At 65.8% G+C, this 16,101-nt stretch carries 16 protein-coding genes; 5 read left to right on the top strand and 11 right to left on the bottom strand.

What is annotated here, in order from left to right; all coding sequences use genetic code 11:
- Positions 1-35 precede the first annotated feature (35 nt).
- A complete protein-coding gene (locus ASG92_RS26890; protein WP_056636130.1) occupies positions 36-887 on the top strand; it encodes a hypothetical protein in 852 nt (283 codons plus the stop codon).
- On the opposite strand, the gene ASG92_RS26885 is transcribed toward ASG92_RS26890, so the two are convergent.
- Together ASG92_RS26885 and ASG92_RS26880 are read right to left on the bottom strand one after the other, a co-directional pair.
- Positions 884-1,495: a hypothetical protein gene (locus ASG92_RS26885; protein WP_056636127.1), complete on the bottom strand. Its 612-nt coding sequence runs from the start codon at positions 1,493-1,495 to the stop codon at positions 884-886. The genes ASG92_RS26890 and ASG92_RS26885 overlap by 4 nt on opposite strands.
- A 90-nt stretch (positions 1,496-1,585) precedes the next feature.
- Entirely contained in the window at positions 1,586-2,239 is a 654-nt protein-coding gene (locus ASG92_RS26880) for a TetR family transcriptional regulator C-terminal domain-containing protein (RefSeq protein WP_056636124.1), read from the bottom strand.
- A gap of 115 nt (positions 2,240-2,354) precedes the next feature.
- On the opposite strand from ASG92_RS26880, the gene galE reads away from it, so the two are divergent.
- Positions 2,355-3,371 (top strand): UDP-glucose 4-epimerase GalE, encoded by a 1,017-nt coding sequence (gene galE, locus ASG92_RS26875; RefSeq protein ID WP_056636121.1) that lies wholly within the window; start codon positions 2,355-2,357, stop codon positions 3,369-3,371.
- Positions 3,372-3,622: 251 nt separating this feature from the next.
- Here the strand turns inward: galE and ASG92_RS26870 are convergent, their stop codons facing one another.
- The 3 genes from ASG92_RS26870 to fdxA all read right to left on the bottom strand — a co-directional run bounded on the left by ASG92_RS26870 (position 3,623) and on the right by fdxA (position 6,639).
- On the bottom strand, positions 3,623-4,906 hold the full coding sequence (locus tag ASG92_RS26870; RefSeq protein WP_056636119.1) for a citrate synthase: 1,284 nt from the start codon (positions 4,904-4,906) through the stop codon (positions 3,623-3,625).
- Between the two features lie 244 nt (positions 4,907-5,150).
- Positions 5,151-6,299 carry a succinyldiaminopimelate transaminase gene (dapC, locus tag ASG92_RS26865; protein WP_056636116.1) on the bottom strand — a complete coding sequence of 383 codons (1,149 nt, stop codon included), beginning with the start codon at positions 6,297-6,299 and terminating at the stop codon, positions 5,151-5,153.
- A 13-nt stretch (positions 6,300-6,312) separates the two neighbouring features.
- A complete protein-coding gene (gene fdxA / locus ASG92_RS26860) occupies positions 6,313-6,639 on the bottom strand; it encodes a ferredoxin (protein WP_056636113.1) in 327 nt (108 codons plus the stop codon).
- A gap of 154 nt (positions 6,640-6,793) precedes the next feature.
- Between fdxA and ASG92_RS27960 the strand changes: the two genes are divergently transcribed.
- Positions 6,794-7,039 carry a hypothetical protein gene (locus tag ASG92_RS27960; RefSeq protein WP_240987331.1) on the top strand — a complete coding sequence of 82 codons (246 nt, stop codon included), beginning with the start codon at positions 6,794-6,796 and terminating at the stop codon, positions 7,037-7,039.
- On the opposite strand, the gene ASG92_RS26855 is transcribed toward ASG92_RS27960, so the two are convergent.
- Complete coding sequence (locus ASG92_RS26855) at positions 6,960-7,916, bottom strand: MFS transporter (RefSeq protein WP_056636110.1); 957 nt, start codon at positions 7,914-7,916, stop codon at positions 6,960-6,962. The two genes, ASG92_RS27960 and ASG92_RS26855, sit on opposite strands and share 80 nt — an antisense overlap.
- Before the next feature lie 242 nt (positions 7,917-8,158).
- On the opposite strand from ASG92_RS26855, the gene ASG92_RS26850 reads away from it, so the two are divergent.
- Positions 8,159-8,665, top strand: coding sequence for a helix-turn-helix domain-containing protein (locus ASG92_RS26850; protein ID WP_056636106.1), 507 nt, complete (start codon positions 8,159-8,161; stop codon positions 8,663-8,665).
- Here the strand turns inward: ASG92_RS26850 and ASG92_RS26845 are convergent.
- Positions 8,662-9,069 carry a hypothetical protein gene (locus ASG92_RS26845; RefSeq protein WP_056636103.1) on the bottom strand — a complete coding sequence of 136 codons (408 nt, stop codon included), beginning with the start codon at positions 9,067-9,069 and terminating at the stop codon, positions 8,662-8,664. The two genes, ASG92_RS26850 and ASG92_RS26845, sit on opposite strands and share 4 nt — an antisense overlap.
- Positions 9,070-9,117: 48 nt before the next feature.
- Positions 9,118-11,046, bottom strand: coding sequence for a translational GTPase TypA (gene typA, locus ASG92_RS26840; protein WP_056636099.1), 1,929 nt, complete (start codon positions 11,044-11,046; stop codon positions 9,118-9,120).
- Positions 11,047-11,317: 271 nt separating this feature from the next.
- On the opposite strand from typA, the gene ASG92_RS26835 reads away from it, so the two are divergent.
- Positions 11,318-12,172: an SGNH/GDSL hydrolase family protein gene (locus ASG92_RS26835; RefSeq protein ID WP_056636096.1), complete on the top strand. Its 855-nt coding sequence runs from the start codon at positions 11,318-11,320 to the stop codon at positions 12,170-12,172.
- A 116-nt stretch (positions 12,173-12,288) separates the two neighbouring features.
- Here the strand turns inward: ASG92_RS26835 and ASG92_RS26830 are convergent, their stop codons facing one another.
- Genes ASG92_RS26830 through ASG92_RS26820 form a run of 3 tightly spaced genes read right to left on the bottom strand, consistent with a single transcriptional unit; the run spans position 12,289 to position 15,921 of the window.
- Positions 12,289-14,004: an ABC transporter ATP-binding protein gene (locus ASG92_RS26830; protein ID WP_200952106.1), complete on the bottom strand. Its 1,716-nt coding sequence runs from the start codon at positions 14,002-14,004 to the stop codon at positions 12,289-12,291.
- 11 nt (positions 14,005-14,015) lie between these two features.
- Positions 14,016-15,002 carry an ABC transporter permease gene (locus ASG92_RS26825; RefSeq protein WP_056636090.1) on the bottom strand — a complete coding sequence of 329 codons (987 nt, stop codon included), beginning with the start codon at positions 15,000-15,002 and terminating at the stop codon, positions 14,016-14,018.
- A complete protein-coding gene (locus tag ASG92_RS26820) occupies positions 14,992-15,921 on the bottom strand; it encodes an ABC transporter permease (protein WP_056636087.1) in 930 nt (309 codons plus the stop codon). The genes ASG92_RS26825 and ASG92_RS26820 overlap by 11 nt, the downstream gene beginning before the upstream one ends.
- Positions 15,922-16,101: the final 180 nt, after the last annotated feature.

The following is a 16,101-nucleotide window of genomic DNA, read 5'->3' as shown; positions in this document are numbered from 1 at the left end:
CTACCGGCCTGACGAGGGCCCGAGGGAGTAAGTACGTGACACGCAGGCGCAAGCTGCGCGCCGCGATCGTCGCGGTCCTCTCCCTCGTACTCGTCGCCGGCGGCATCTACACGGCAGCGGCACTGCTGCAGCGCTCGGAGCAGCTGGTCACCGAAGGGTGCACCGCCGTCGTCGGTACGCAGCGTGCTGAACTGGCCACCGACCAGGCCGCCAACGCGGCCCTGATCACCGCCGTCTCGGTGCGCCGGGGCCTGCCGCCGCGCGCGGCGAGCATTGCCCTGGCCACGGCCATGCAGGAGTCCAAGCTGAGGAACATCGGCCACGGCGATCTGGCGGGACCGGACTCCAGGGGCCTGTTCCAGCAGCGGCCTTCGCAGGGCTGGGGCACACAGGAACAGGTGATGGATCCGCACCACGCTACGAATGCGTTTTACGACGCTCTCGTGGAGGTGCCCGGTTACGCGACCATGGCGGTCACCGAAGCCGCGCAGCGGGTCCAGCGTTCGGCGTACCCGCGCGCGTACGCCCAGCACGAGGCCATGGGCCGCGCCTTCGCCTCGGCGTTGAGCGGCCAGGCCCACGGGGCCCTTGACTGCACGCTGCGCACTCCCGACGCCGCCGGTGACCCCAGGGCCCTGCTCGCCGAGGCGGAGTCCGTGTACGGAGGCATTCCCGCTACGGAGTCCGGCCGGACCCTCGAACTGGAGGCAACGGATGACCTGGCGTGGTCGCTGGCGCACTGGGCGGTGGCCAACGCCAAGGAGTTCGCCGTGACCCGTGTCGAGGTGGACGGACAAAGCTGGGACCGGCAGGCCCGGAACGGATGGCAGGACTCGGACGCCTCCGACGGCAGGGTGCTGATCACCTTTGCCGACGCCCCGGCTTAGACCAGGATTTCCACTACCGGCTGCACGTAGCTCCGGAAGACCTCGGGCTGGGACAACAGATCGTGGCTCATGATGATCTTGTCCGGTTCCAGGAACCACGCTCGCTGCTCATCGAGCGGGAGTTCAATGATGGTCAGGTCGAAGTCCCGCGAATTCCGTCCGACTTCAAGGAGCCGGTCCTCAACGATGTCCTCCAGCAGATGCGCGGACCCGCCGGCCACGCGTTCGGCCTCCAGTTCAGCGTATTCCTTCCGGCGCTCCCGGGCCCACGTCAGGGCGGCCCCGAAGTGCGCCTGCAGGACCCGCCGGAGCGCAGGGGAATTGGCAAAGGACCGGAAGCCCGGCGGCGACATCTCCGGGGACATCTGCGGATGGGCCTTCAGGAGCTGTTCCCACCAGGCTTCCCACTCCGTCTTGAGCGCGCTGATGCCACCCACCTCCGCGGTCAGGTGGGAGTGATCGGCGTGCCGGACTTTAGGCGCGGCATGGGAAAGGGCCGGAAAACCCGCACCGTCCAAGCCTGAGACGTCACGTATGTAAAGGGCAATGAGCATGGGCCCTGACGTGTCCATGGTGATTCGCCAGCCTGGACCGCCTGTGTGCTGCATCCGTATGCCTCCTTGGCATCTTGATCTTCGCCCCCGCTTATCCGGCAACCCGCTCTCCGGCTTTCAGTCTATTCCCCCAGCCCGGGGAGGTTAATGGCTGACGCCGGCGGTCCTGCGAAGCCCCGCCAGATGCGATTCGAGCACATCCCGGCACATTTCCCGGGTCAGCCACGCCGGTTGCAGGAGTGCGTGCATCGTCAGCCCGTCCAGGGTGGCAAGAAGGCGCTCCGCCTCGGTGACCAGCTGTTCCCCGCCGTCGTCCCCCGCCAGAACGTCCCCTGCCGGATCGTCCCCGGCCAGGAGGCGGGTGATCAACTGTCCGACGACGGCGGCCACCGCCCGGTGGCTCCGGTCCGCTTCTGCGGCAAGAAAGGGCCGGATCCGCGCCGCATTCTTGAAGGCGAGCCACGCACAGGCGTCCAGGGCACGCTCTTCGTCCAGGGGAAGGAACTCGCTCAGCAGGGTTAAGACTGCCTCGTGCTGCTCCCCGGGGCGGGATGCGCTGGACACCCCGGCCAGGGCAGTGGCAAGGCGGGCGAGGATGCGGTCCACCACGGCCGAGAAGGTGAAGGCGAGCAACTCCTCGCTGGTCCCGAAGTAGTGCCGCACGGAGCCCACTGCCAGCCCTGCCTCGTCAGCCACTTCACGCAGGGACGCACGTTCCAGCCCGTCGGTGGCGATGATCCTGCAGACGGCGTCAACAATCTCCTGGCGCCGGGCGGACGCATCCACTATTTTGGGCACCCTTGTTTTTAGCACGCTTGTGCAGTGACGCCGGGTAGGCCCGCCGCGGCCCGGTCTCACCGCCATGGCCTGCAACAGTCGGTAACCGCCGATGCGGTTGGGATAACGTGGGAGCATGAAAATTCTGGTCACGGGCGGCACCGGCTACATCGGTTCGCACACCGTATTGTCCCTGCAGGAAGCCGGCCATGAGGTGGTCGTCATCGACAACCTGGTGAACTCGAGCGAGGAGTCCCTCCGCCGGGTCGCGGAACTCACGGGCAAGGAAGCGGCCTTCCACAACGTGGACCTGCTGGACGAGCCCGCCGTCGACGCCGTCTTCGACCGGCACGGCATCGATGCCGTCATCCACTTCGCCGGCCTCAAGGCCGTGGGCGAATCCGTCCGCGAGCCGCTGAAGTATTACCACAACAATCTTGTCGGGACCCTGAACCTCATCAGGGCCATGGACCGGCACGGGGTCCGCTCGATCGTCTTCAGCTCCTCCGCCACGGTCTACGGCGAACACAATGCCGTCCCTTACGTGGAGAAGATGGAAATCGGCGCGAACAACCCGTACGGCCGCACCAAGGAACAGATCGAGGACATCCTGTCGGACCTCGGCGCCGCCGACGACCGCTGGCATATAGCACTGCTGCGCTACTTCAACCCGGTGGGCGCCCACCCCTCAGGCCGCATCGGCGAAGACCCGCAGGGCATCCCGAACAACCTCGTCCCGTTCATCGCCCAGGTGGCCGTCGGCCGGCGCGAGAAGCTCATGGTGTTCGGCGGCGACTACGACACTCCTGACGGCACGTGCCTGCGCGACTACATCCACGTGGTGGACCTCGCCGAGGGCCATGTTGCCGCGCTGGACCACATCGCCGGCCGCAACGGTGTGTTCCGCTGGAACCTCGGCTCAGGCAAGGGTTCATCCGTGCTGGAGGTCCTGCGCTCCTTCGAAAAAGCCGTGGGCCGCGCGCTTCCGTACGAGGTCTCGGGCCGCCGCGCCGGGGACCTGCCGGCCTTCTGGGCGGACGCGACCTCGGCCCTGGCCGATCTGTCCTGGTCCACCACCAAGACCGTCGACGAAATGTGCGAGGACCACTGGCGCTGGCAGAAAAACAACCCGCACGGCTACGACGCTGGTTGAGCCTGCCGAAACCTAGCCAACAACGACGCCGGCCGCCCACCCTTCGAGGGTGTGCGGCCGGCGTCGTTGGGCCGATGATAGGGCCCACACCGGCGAGGGGCCCGAACCGAGCGTGCGAGGTTTGGGAGCCGGTGGTGGGCCCACACCGGCGAGGGGCCCGAACCGAGCGTGCGAGGTTTGGGAGCCGGTGATGGGCCCACACCGGCGAGGGGCCCGAACCGAGCGTGCGAGGTTTGGGAGCCGGTGGGGATTTAGCGGGCCGGGTAGTGCCGCTCGGGCTCTCCTGTGTAGAGCTGCCGAGGGCGGCCGATCTTCGTGTTGGGGTCGCTGATCATTTCACGCCACTGCGCGATCCAGCCCGGCAGGCGGCCGATTGCGAACAGGACGGTGAACATCTTCTCCGGGAAGCCCATGGCCTTGTAGATCAGGCCGGTGTAGAAGTCCACGTTCGGGTAGAGCTTGCGCTGGATGAAGTAGTCGTCGCCCAGGGCCTTCTCTTCGAGACGCATCGCGATGTCCAGGAGTTCGTCGTTGCCGCCGAGCTTGCTGAGGACCTCGTGCGCGGTCGCCTTGATGATCTTGGCACGGGGGTCGTAGTTCTTGTAGACGCGGTGCCCGAAGCCCATGAGGCGGACGCCGTCTTCCTTGTTCTTGACCTTCTCCATGTAGTCCTCGGGCTTGATGCCGTCGGCCTGGATCTGGCGCAGCATCTTCAGGACAGCCTCGTTGGCGCCGCCGTGGGCCGGGCCGAAGAGGGCGTTGATGCCAGCGGAGACGGAGGCGAAGAGGTTGGCGTTGGAGGAACCGACCAGGCGGACCGTGGAGGTGGAGCAGTTCTGCTCGTGGTCGGCGTGCAGGATGAGCAGCAGGTCCAGCGCCTTGGCCACCACCGGGTCCATCTCGTACTGCTCGGCAGGCAGGCCGAAGCTCAGCCGCAGGAAGTTCTCCACGAGGTTGTGGGAGTTGTCCGGGTAGAGCATGGGCTGACCGATGGACTTCTTGTGCGCGTAGGCGGCGATGACCGGCATCTTGGCCATCAGGCGGATGGTCGAAACCTCCACCTGTTCGGCGTTGAAGGGGTCCAGCGAATCCTGGTAAAAGGTCGACAGCGCGGACACGGCCGAAGACAGCACCGGCATCGGGTGGGCGTCACGCGGGAAGCCGCTGAAGAAGCCCTTGAGCTCTTCGTGCAGCAGGGTGTGGTGGCGAATCCGCTGATCGAAGGCATCCAGCTCGGTGGGCGTGGGCAGGTTGCCGTAGATGAGCAGGTAGGAAACTTCCAGGAAGCTGGAGTGCTGCGCCAACTGCTCGATCGGGTAGCCGCGGTACCGCAGGATGCCGGCGTCGCCGTCGATGTAGGTGATCGCCGAGGTGGTGGCCGCGGTGTTCATGAAGCCGGGGTCAAAGGCTACTGCGCCTGTCTGCTTCAGCAGTTTGGAAACGTCATAGCCTTCGTTTCCTTCTACAACCTTGATGCGCGGGAGTTCGAGCTCGCCGCCCGCATGGCGCAGGGTTGCGCTGGTGGTCTCAGTCATGGAGTCTCCTCATGAGGCGTCGGGGCCTCTCTGTAGAAAGCTTGATCCAACATCAGGTGAGCCGTGCGGGGATCCCGCAGGGGCGGGAAATCCAACGGCCGTGCTGCCTTCTTGTAGAAAGCCACCATTGATAGTCAGTTAAAAAGTACCGCCACTTGCAACGTGCCACTAATCCGCGACCGCCAAATATCCCCTAAAACGGCCCACTTGTGGTGCGTGTCACACCATTGTTACGGGGCAGCTGTTAACGGGCGACGGCCAGCCGGGCCACAGCAGCGTCGATCCGCTCATCGGATCCGGTGAGCGCCACCCGCACATAACCGTTGCCGGCGTCGCCGTAGAACACTCCCGGTCCCACGACGATCCCGCGCTCCGCGAGGCGTGCGACCGTGTCCCAGGTTGCTTCGCCGGCGGTGCACCACAGGTACAGGCCGGCGGAGGACTCGTGGATCTGCAGACCGAAACCTTCGAGTGCGGGCAGGATCCGCTCACGGCGCCCGCGGTAGAGGTCCTTCTGTGCCTGCACGTGCCCGTCGTCGCCCAAGGCCACCCGCATGGCTTCCTGGACAGGGTAGGGGACGATCATTCCTGCGTGCTTTCGGCTGTTGACGAGGTTGGCCATGATGGCCGAATCCCCCGCAACGAATGCCGCCCGGTAGCCGGCCAGGTTGGACTGCTTGCTCAGCGAATAGACCGCGAGGAGGCCGTCGTGGGAGCCGCCCGCCACACGGGGATCAAGGATGCTCGGAACAGCTTCTCCTCTGCGCTGCAGGTCCCACTCCCCCCAACCGAGTTCGGCATAGCACTCGTCCGAGGCCACGAGGGCACCGATTTCACGGGCCTGGTCCACGATCTTCCTCAGGGACGCCGCGTCCCGGACACTGCCGGTGGGGTTGCCCGGGGAGTTGACCCAGACCAGCCGGACCTTCGCCCGGGTGGCGGCGTCGAGTTCATCGAGGTCGTCCGCGGCCACTGCCGTCGCTCCGGAAAAAGTCGCTCCGATGTCGTAGGTGGGGTACGCCACCGTGGGACGGACCACGACGTCGCCGGGCTTCAGGCCGAGCAGGAACGGCAGCCACGCCACCAGCTCCTTGGAACCGACGGTGGGCATGACGTCCCGGGGATCGAGCCCCTCGACGCCGCGGCGGCGTGCAAACCATCCGGCGATTGCCTCCCGCAGCGCAGGAGTGCCGTGGACCGTGGGATAGCCGGGGGCGTCCGCAGCAGCCCGGAGGGCCTCCTGGATGACCGCGGGCGTGGGATCCACGGGCGTTCCGATGGACAGGTTGACGGCTCCGCCCGGGTGCTCAGCGGCTCTGGCGAGGTACGGCGCCATGGCCTCCCACGGGTAATCAGGAAGGCTCAGGCCGAAGCTACGCACAGCTGTTGTCACCTACGCGCCTGCCTCAGTGATCCTGGTTCTGCGGCGGCAGTGCTGCAATCATCGGGTGGTCCGTGTGGGTGTTGCCCACCTTCGCGGCGCCGCCCGGGGAACCGAGCTCGTCGAAGAACTCCACGTTGGCTTTGTAGTAGTCGGCCCACTCTTCGGGGGTGTCGTCCTCGTAGTAGATGGCTTCCACCGGGCAGACCGGTTCGCAGGCACCACAGTCGACGCATTCATCGGGATGGATATAGAGGGAACGCTCGCCTTCATAGATGCAATCGACGGGGCACTCCTCAATGCATGCCTTGTCCTTGACATCTACACACGGCTGCGCGATTACGTACGTCACGTCCCTTGCCTCTCCACGTTGGTTCCGGCGACTGGCCGGTTGTTGCTTCCGGACTGCATGCCGGACTATCGACTTCCGAGCCTATTATCTCCCAGGCCTGCACCGCGAACGAAGCGGCGCGTCACACTCGGGGAAGCGTCATACGATTGAACCCGTGAGTCAGACACCACCTTCGCCCCGGACCTTCCTGGCCGCCACCCCGCCCGGAACCCGTGTGGTGGTGCGTTACAGGGTCGACGGCGGTTTCACGGACGCGCTCGGAGACCTCCTGGAGTGCGGCGAAGGCGAATGCACCGTGCGGACCCGGAGTTCCGACGTCGTCATTTCCCTGGACCTGGTGGTGGCCGCCAAACAGGTGCCGCCGGCGCCGCCGCGGCGTAGGCCGCGCACCGGCGCCTGACAGCCATCAGGCCCCGGGCACCTGGTCCGGAAGCTTCCGCATTCCCCCGCAGCGGCGACAACAGCACCGGGAAGGCCGCGAGGAAGCTGCAGGCCGCGCCGATTGAGATGGCTCGAACAAGCCCGCTGTGCTCGCCGAGGAACCCGGAGGCCAGCGCCGCGAGCGGCATCACGCCCCAGACGGCGAACCGGATGGATGCGTTCATCCTGCCCAGCAGCCCGGGCGGACACACCCTCTGGCGCATGGTCAGCTGCATGATGTTGTAGACGAGCACATTGACGCCGAAACCGAATTCGGAAATGAGCAGGAGCACCAGCGAGACAGCGGGCTCGTCGACGATAGCGGCAGCGGGGACCAGCACCAGAAACACCGAACTGGCCACGGCGCAGAGCGGTATCACCGTGCCTTCGCCGATCCGGGCTGCCAGCCGCGTCGCGGCCACCGCGCCCAGGAGGCCTCCGGCCGCGCCGGCGGTCATGATCAGCCCCACCCCCTGGGGCCCGAGTCCGAGGTCCCTCAGGACAAGCAGGGGTGTGAGGGTGAAGATCAGTGTGCCGCAGAAATTCATGCCTGCGGTGCAGGCCGCGATGCGGCTGATCAAAGGGTGCTTCACCACGAACGCAAGGCCCTCCTTGATCTCGGTGCCGAGCGGACGCCTGTTCGCCGGAGCCGGGTGCTGCGCGCTGTCGCGGGTCCGGGCGAGGAAGAGGGCCGAGAGGAGGTACCCGGCGGCCTCCCCCAGGAACAGCACGGGGGTCGACACGACGGTGAGGAGCGCCCCTCCCGCTGCGGGTCCCCCAATCCTGGCTATCTGTGCGGTGGATTCGAGCTTGGAATTGGCCTCGGTGACGTGTCGGGACCCCACAAGGACGGGCACGTAGCTCTGGTACGAGACGTCAAAGCCTGAAGCACCGAAACGGCGAGCACCGGAAAAGCCAGCTGTCCCAGCTGGACGCCGAGCTGGCTCATCGCCTGCCCGGTCCAGAACGTGGTGAAGTTGCGGTCCCGCCACAGCGACGTGGCGGCTGTATCTGCTGCGGTGGAGTCGGCAATCACGGCATCAGTTTCCGGTAGCGATTGATGTATGTCAATCACTTATTGCTGGCTACACTTGCGTCTATGACACCGCTGGAGAGCGACGACGCAGACCTGGTGGCTAAGGGCCGCGCGCTCAGTTCTCCGCTGAGGCTCAGGATTCTCCGGCTATGCCTGCACCAGTCCCGGACCAACAAGGAAATCGCCGAACTCCTGGACCTCAATCCCGCCTCCAGCCTGCACCACGTCCGTACGCTGGTGCGGACCGGGTTCCTGCTCGCGGAGGAACGCCGGAAGGGCCGGCGCGGCGCCACCGAGGTGCCCTATATTGCCAGCCGCAAGTCTTGGACCACTCCGGTGGACAACGTCTCGCCCATCCTGATCGAGACGTTCCTGCAGGAAATCCGGGATCTTCCCCCGGAAGACATTGAGGTCTGGCGGCTCGGCGTGAAGTTCAACGCCGCACGGCGGGCCGAAATGCTGGGCAAGCTCCGGGCTGTGCTCGACGAATACGTGGCCCTCCCCGCGGACGACGACGGCGAGGCCACCTCACTGATGATTGCCCACCACCGGGACCCGACGGCGGACTAGGACGCCCCGCCGGCCGGGTCCGGGACACTTTCCGCCGTTGCCGTCCTGCCCCGGGCCCGGCGGCGGTACCGCCTGGCCCACACCAGCATGAGCACGGTAACGCCGGCGATCCCGTATACCCAGACGTTTCCGGCGACGTCACCCGCGATCAGCCGCTTTCCGGGCGCCATAGCCGACCACCAGCCGGCCAGGACGTAGCAGAGGACTCCGCAGGCCGCCGTCGGGATCAGGGACCTGAAGGCCGCCCCGAGCAGCAGCTGGACCGAGCCGAGCAGGACCAGGGCTGCCACGGCACCCCAGGGAAGCATGGCGCCGGACAGCATCCACTGCTGGCGGTGCAGGGCCGTACCTGCGGTGGCGACAAAAAGAGCTGCCGGCACGGCGGCGGCAATGCCGCCTGCCATGCCGGCAGCTCTATTGTTCACGAGGTTGATGACCGGAACGTGCCCGGATCAGACCTTGGCGCGGGCGCGGTTGGCCTTGGCGCGCTCGTTGGTGTCCAGGATGACCTTGCGGATGCGGATGGACTCCGGGGTGACCTCAACGCACTCGTCCTCGCGGGCGAATTCGAGGGACTCTTCGAGGGTCAGGTCGCGGGGCGGCGTCAGGTTCTCGAAGGTGTCGGAGGAAGCGGCACGCATGTTGGTGAGCTTCTTTTCCTTGGTGATGTTGACGTCCATGTCGTCGGCGCGGGAGTTCTCGCCCACGATCATGCCCTCGTAGACCTCCGAGGTGGGCTGCACGAAGAAGGAGCCGCGTTCCTGCAGGTTGATCATGGCGAACGGCGTCACAACACCGGCGCGGTCGGCGATCATCGAGCCGTTGGTGCGGTACTCGATCGGGCCGGCCCAGGGCTCGTAGCCCTCGGAGATGGAGGACGCGATGCCGGCGCCGCGGGTGTCCGTAAGGAACTTGGTCCGGAAGCCGATGAGGCCACGGGCCGGGACGATGAACTCCATCCGGCACCAGCCGGTGCCGTGGTTCGCCATGTTGGTCATGCGGCCCTTGCGGGCGGCCATGAGCTGCGTGACCGCGCCGAGGTACTCCTCCGGCACGTCGATGGTCATGTGTTCCATCGGCTCGTGGATCTTGCCGTCGACGGTCCTGGTGACCACCTGCGGCTTGCCGACGGTCAGTTCGAAGCCTTCGCGGCGCATCTGCTCGACGAGGATGGCCAGTGCGAGCTCACCGCGGCCCTGGACTTCCCAGGCGTCGGGGCGCTCGGTGGGGAGCACCTTGATGGAGACGTTACCGATCAGTTCCTTGTCCAGGCGGTCCTTCACCTGGCGGGCGGTGACCTTGGCGCCCTTGACCTTGCCGGCCAGCGGGGACGTGTTGATACCGATGGTCATGGAGATCGCGGGATCGTCCACGGTGATCAGCGGCAGCGGCTGGGGGTTCTCGGCGTCGGTCAGGGTCTCACCGATGGTGATCTCCTCGATGCCGGCGACGGCAACAATTTCACCCGGGCCGGCGGACTCGGCGGGAACGCGGTCCAGTGCCTTGGTTGCGAGGAGTTCGGTGATCTTGACGTTCTTCAGTTCGCCGTTGGCACGTGCCCATGCGACGGTCTGGCCCTTGCGCAGGGTGCCGTTGTAGATACGGAGCAGCGCGAGGCGGCCGAGGAACGGGGAGGCGTCCAGGTTGGTGACGTGCGCCTGCAGGACGCCGCCCGGGTTGTACGTGGGAGCCGGGACGTGCTCGATGATCGCCTTGAACAGCGGCTCCAGGTCTTCGTTTTCCGGAGCGGTGCCGTCGGCCGGCTGCTCGAGGGATGCGCGGCCGACCTTGGCGGCTGCATAGACCACGGGGACGTTGAGGATCTTGTCCAGGTCCAGGTCCGGAACTTCGTCCGCGAGGTCGGAGGCCAGGCCCAGGAGCAGGTCCATGGACTCGTGGACGACTTCCTCGATGCGGGCGTCGGGACGGTCCGTCTTGTTGACCAGCAGGATGACCGGCAGGTGTGCGGCGAGGGCCTTGCGGAGCACGAAGCGGGTCTGCGGCAGCGGGCCCTCGGAAGCGTCAACCAGGAGTACCACGCCGTCCACCATGGACAGGCCGCGCTCCACCTCGCCGCCAAAGTCGGCGTGGCCGGGGGTGTCGATGACGTTGATGGTGATGGTTTCGCCGTTGGACGACGGGCCGTTGTAGGCAACCGTGGTGTTTTTGGCGAGGATGGTGATGCCCTTTTCACGCTCAAGGTCGCCGGAATCCATGACCCGGTCTTCGAGGTGGTTGTGAGCGGCAAATGAGTTGGTCTGCCTGAGCATGGCGTCGACCAGGGTGGTCTTGCCGTGGTCAACGTGGGCCACGATCGCGACGTTGCGCAGGTCACTGCGCGATGCAGTGGCTACCGCGGTGTTGGTGGTGGTTTCAGACATGCGTTATTGCTCGATTCAGTGGTGAAGTCAGCTGTTGTATCGCGACATTTCCAACCGGAACGCACGACGGATCAGACCCTTAACACAGGGCTCCTACTGCAAGTCTAGACGCTCTGCCATTTATTGGCCTAAAAACCGCAAGCACGCCGTTCCCTGCCCCGTTACCGAATCGTGAATCCGCAGGGGCGTCATGTGAGCAAAATCACTGGCTTTTCCGGAAGTGATGCACCACTATTGCTGGAACACTTTCGAACAGGCCAGGAGTCCCAGGATGCTACAAGCCTCGACGCGGGCCGTCCTGATTGGCCCCATGATTGCCGCCAGCGTGCTGTTGGCCGGCTGCGGAATTTCCTCCGAGTCTGCGCCCGGCGCGGTGCCGGGCGCCTCGGCATCCCGTACTGCGGCCGTAGCCCCTGTCGCGGGTCCGGGCGAGGCCGTGGCTGCCGGCTCTCCGGTGCTGCGTGACCTGGCCGCCGTGGCGGATCCCGCCACCCTTCCAGACGGAGCCCTGTACCGGAATCCGGCCAACGGACGCGATGAGGTGATCGTGCACAACATCGCGCGCACGGCCCTGCTGATCGGTGATTCGCAGTCCGAACCGGCCCGCAGCTGGCCGCGCCGCGCCCTCGCCCGCATCGGCTACGACGTGTTCTTCTGCGGCATGGGAGGCACCGGATATGTTGCCTCCAACGGCCAAACGGGCAATTACATCGACGCCCTTCAGCGCGGTGACTGGCACCTGCCGTACGGCTTCCCCCCGCTGGTGGTCATCGAGGGCGGCGGGAATGACGCCAAGCAGGGGGCAAGTGACGAGCAGATCGTCGCGAACGCGGAACGCCTGATCAAGACCCTCAAGCAGCGCTATCCGGGCGCGAAGCTCGCAATGGTGGGCACGCTGGCCAAGGGTGCTGAGCACGGCGGCGGCCGGCGCACCGAGGTGGATGCCCTGCTGGGGACGGTGGCCGCGGACCACGGCATTCCGTTTGTCAGCGTCGGTGACTGGCTGACCCGGTACGGCCTCGAGGCGGAGCTCGCCGACAAAGTCCACATGAACGACACCGGCCACCGGGCCCTGGGGGCACTGCTGGGCGGCAGGCTCGAGGCGCTGGGCCTCGGGCTCGGCTAGGACAGAAGCCCGGACAGCACAGAGACCCTGAACAGCAAAGGAGGCTGAACATCAAAGGAGCCGGTGGCCACCCATTGGGCGGTCACCGGCTCCTTTGCTGATGCCGATCGGTCCGGTCAGGCAACTTCCGGCGGAAGCATCAGCTGTGCACCGGGAATCGCATTGAGCAGGGCCTTGGTGTAGTCCTGCTGCGGCGAATCGAAGACGTCATCGGTGGAGCCGGTTTCTACCAGTTTTCCCTTCTCCATGACGCAGACGTGGTCGGCGATCTGCCGGACCACGGCGAGGTCGTGGGTGATGAACAGGTAGGTGAGGCCCAGGTTGGACTGCAGGTCCGCGAGCAGGTTCAGCACCTGCGCCTGGACCAGCACGTCCAACGCGGACACCGCCTCGTCGCAGATGATCACCTCCGGATCCAGCGCAAGCGCACGGGCAATCGCCACGCGCTGGCGCTGGCCGCCGGAGAGCTCGTTCGGATAGCGCTGCATGGCGGACTGCGGCAGCGCCACCTGGTCCAGCAATTCCCTGACCTTCTTTTCGCGGCTGGCCTTGTTTCCCACCTTGTGGGTCCGCAGCGGCTCTTCGATGGTCCGGAAGATGTTGTACATCGGGTCCAGCGAGCCGTACGGGTCCTGGAAAATCGGCTGCACCCGCCGCCGGAAGCCGAACAGCTGCTTGCTGTTGAGCGTCGACGTGTCCACGCCGTCGAAGACGATCTTCCCGGACGTGGGCGTCAGCAGGTTCAGCACCATCTGGGCCACCGTCGACTTGCCGGAGCCCGACTCCCCCACGATCGCCGTCGTCGTTCCGCGCTTGACGCTGAACGAGACGTTGTCCACCGCGGTGAAGTCTGTCGATTTTCCGAGTGCACCGCGGAGCTTGAAGACCTTGGTCAGGTCCTGGACCTTCAGAACGTCCTCGGGCAGCGCTTCCTCGACGACGACCGGTTCCGTAGGGGCGAGCAGATCCGAAGATTCCACGCCCTGCTCCTTGGCCACCTGGATCCGGCGGGAGGCCAGGGAAGGTGCCGACGAGACCAGCCTCTGAGTGTACGGATGCCGCGGGTTCCGGAGCAGTTCCAAGGAAGGTCCGGCCTCGACCACCTGGCCGCGATACATGACCACGACCTTGTCGGCCCGCTCGGCTGCGAGGCCCAGGTCGTGGGTGATCAGGAGCACGGCGGTGCCGAGTTCCGTGGTCATCGTTTCCAGGTGATCCAGGATCTGCCGCTGGACGGTGACGTCCAGGGCCGACGTCGGCTCGTCCGCAATCAGCAGGCGCGGCTGGCACGACAGACCGATGGCGATCAGCGCACGCTGGCGCATGCCGCCGGAGAATTCATGCGGATACTGCTTGGCGCGCCGTCCCGCATCCGGCAGCCCCGCCTGGGACAGCACGTTGGCGACGTCGTCCGGGCCGCTGGGCAGCCCGTTTGCCTTCAGCGTCTCCCGCACCTGGAATCCGATCTTCCACACCGGGTTCAGGTTGGACATCGGGTCCTGCGGGACCATGCCGATGTGGCTGCCGCGCAGTTCGATCATCCGCTTTTCGCTGGCGTTGGAGATGTCCTCGCCGTCGAACAGGATCTGACCGCCGGCCACCCGGCCGTTGGTGGGCAGGAGTCCGATGGCTGCCAGCGCCGTCGTCGACTTTCCGGAGCCTGATTCGCCCACGATGGCGACGGTCTCACCGGGCATGACGGTCAGGTGTGCGTTGCGAACGGCATTGACATCGCCGTTGCTCGTGCGGAAGTTGATGGCGAGATCTTTGATCTCAAGAAGCGGACGCTCGACGTCGGCGCCTTGTTCCCGGACCTGGACAGCGGAGCTCATAGCGTCTCCTTTCATCGCTTGCGCGCTTTGGGATCGAGGGCGTCACGCAGGGCATCGCCCAGCATGATGAAGCTCAGGACGGTGATGGACAGCGCGATGGCCGGGTAGATCAGCGGCATGGGATTGGACCTCAGGGAGGCCTGTGCCGACTGGATATCGTTACCCCACGACATCACGCTGGGCGGCAGCCCGATGCCCAGGAAGGACAACGTCGATTCGGCGACGATGAACGTGCCCAGGGAAATTGTTGCCACGACGATGATCGGCGCCAGCGAGTTGGGCAGCACATGGCGCATCAGCGAACGGAACCTGGACACGCCAAGGGAGCGTGCCGCCGTCACGAAGTCCGCGTTGCGGACCTCGATCACGGCGCCTCGGGTGATGCGTGAAATCTGGGGCCAGCCGAAAATTATCAGGATCAGCACCAGCGACCACACGTTGCGGTTGGTGCGGAACACGGGAAGCTGCATCATGACGATGGCTCCGAGGATCAGCGGGAGCGCGAAGAAAATATCGTTGATGCGGGCCAGCACTGCGTCGACCCAGCCGCCGTAGTACCCGGCCAGGGCCCCCATGATGCCGCCGAAAATGACCACGCCGATGGTGGTGAACAGGCCGACCGTCACGGATGACCGCGTGCCGTAAATGACACGGGCGAAGACATCGCAGCCCTGCTGGGTGTAGCCGAGCGGGTGTCCCCCTGCCGGGACGCCGTCCGAGTTCGCCAGCTGGCAGGCCTCCGACGTCGGATCGATCTGGGAAAACAGGCCCGGGAACAGGCACACGACAATAACGACGAAGATCAGGAAAGCCGAGAGCAGGAAGAGCGGCTGCCTGCGCAGGTTCCTCCATGCCTCACCCCAGAGGCTCAGCGGAACATGGTCTTCCTTGACCTTGTCCGTTGCGTGCAGGGGCGTCTCATCAAAGTCGGCAACGAAGTGCTCGATCGGGCGACGGACTGCGGTGCCGCGAACAGTTGCATTGTTCTCAGGAGTCATAGCGGATCCTCGGGTCAAGCCAGGCGTACAGGAGGTCAACGAGCAGGTTGGAGACGCAGTAGATCAGCACGAGGACCGTGACGATCGAAACGACGGTCGGCCCCTCTCCGGAGGTGACTGCCCGGTAGAGCCGGTTGCCCACGCCGGGCACGTTGAAGATTCCTTCGGTCACGATCGCGCCGCCCATCAGGCTGCCCAGGTCGGCGCCCAGGAAGGTCACCACCGGGATCAGCGAGTTACGCAGGATGTGCACGCGGACAACGCGGCCCCGGGACAGGCCCTTGGCGGTTGCCGTGCGCACGTAGTCCGCGCTCATGTTTTCGATGACGCTGGTGCGCGTGAGGCGCAGGACGTACGCGAAGGACCCCAGACCAAGGACCATCGCCGGCAGGATCAGGTCCTGCACGGTTGCGGCCGAGCTCACGGTTGGCTTCGCCCAGCCAAGCTGGACTCCGATGAAGAACTGCAGCAGGAAGCCGAGGACGAAGATCGGGATGCCGATGACGATCAGCGAGGCAACCAGGACCGTGGCATCGAAGAGCTTGCCCTTGCGGAGTCCGGCAATCAGGCCGAAGACGATCCCGAAGACAGCTTCGAAGATCAGGGCCATGACGGCGAGACGCGCGGTGACCGGGAAGACTTCGCCCAGAACCGTGGCGATCTCGCGGCCGGTGAAGTCCAGGCCGAGGTCGAAGGTGAAGATGCTCTTCAGGTAGAGCAGGTACTGGATCCAGAACGGCTGGTCCAGGTTGTACTGTGCCCGCAGCTGGGCGGCCACAGCCTCATTGACGGGCTTGTCGCCGAAGAGGGCCACGATGGGGTCACCCGGCAGGCTGAAGACCAGGAAGTAGACCAGGAGGGTGGCGCCGAGGAATACGGGGACAAGTTGAAGGAATCGCCGCAGGATGTACCACGCCATCAGCGCATCACACCCTCGGCAGCGGGCACCCGGAAGCGGGGTGCTTGGGGGTTGTTCATGTGGGGATCTTTTCACTCGGAGTGCAAGCCGGCGCCGGCGCGTTCACGGCGGACGGTCTGCACACGACGGCCCGGCACGGCCGGGCGTCTGAAATTTGTGCAGCAACAGAGCGACGGCGGA

The organism is Arthrobacter sp. Soil736 (genome assembly GCF_001428005.1).
Lineage (GTDB): Bacteria > Actinomycetota > Actinomycetes > Actinomycetales > Micrococcaceae > Arthrobacter.
Note: the sequence above shows the minus strand (reverse complement) of the source record. Positions and strands in the feature narration are given on the sequence as shown.